Origin of the sequence: Vibrio sp. 2304, assembly GCF_033339475.1 — a bacterium.
In the GTDB taxonomy this organism is placed as follows: Bacteria; Pseudomonadota; Gammaproteobacteria; order Enterobacterales; family Vibrionaceae; genus Vibrio; species Vibrio alginolyticus.
Map to the genome: position 1 here is coordinate 1 of NZ_JAWOUQ010000123.1, position 539 is coordinate 539.

The 539-nt window shown below is 45.3% G+C and carries 2 protein-coding genes; both read right to left on the reverse strand.

The features are described 5' to 3' along the window. The coding region (locus tag R7P64_RS24595) for a helix-turn-helix transcriptional regulator (RefSeq protein WP_318124253.1) at positions 1–161 on the reverse strand (161 nt) is incomplete at its 3' end. Between the two features lie 65 nt (positions 162–226). Next, positions 227–539, reverse strand: a 313-nt coding sequence (locus R7P64_RS24600) for a GGDEF domain-containing protein (protein ID WP_318124252.1), incomplete at its 5' end; no start/stop codon positions are given.

A 539-nucleotide genomic window follows, 5' to 3' on the forward strand; every position in this document is an offset into this window, starting at 1 on the left:
GGCGTTACTTTACCGCTTTCCCACTGGCTTAGTGTGGGTTGATTTAAGCTTTCAAAAGCGCTGTAACTTCGGGCTAGCTCATCCGCTAATTGGCCTTGAGTTAACCCCCTTTCCTTTCGAATAGCAGCCACTGCATGCGAAAATTCTAACTTACTAACCATATATCTACGTCCTGAAATTATTATATTTTTGAGTGCTTCTCAGCGGCTCGGACCGAGCCAAAACTTTATGTTCTTGATCTTTTAGTGAGGTACATCATTTGGTCAGCATGTTGAATTAAGGAATCGCTACAGCTTCCTTCATGAGGAAAGCGAGCCATACCAACACTTAAACCGATGTGAACGTTTTGAAAATGGATAAAAATGGGTGCACTGCATGCGTGATGCAGCAAAGACTGAAACTGTTCTAACTCCTTGGTGTCTTCGATGTTTGGCAGGCACAGAATAAACTCATCGCCTCCGATGCGTGTCGCGAACTGGCCGTCGTCTAACAGATGCAAAATACGTTGGGCGGTGATCTGCAACACCTTATCTCCGGCG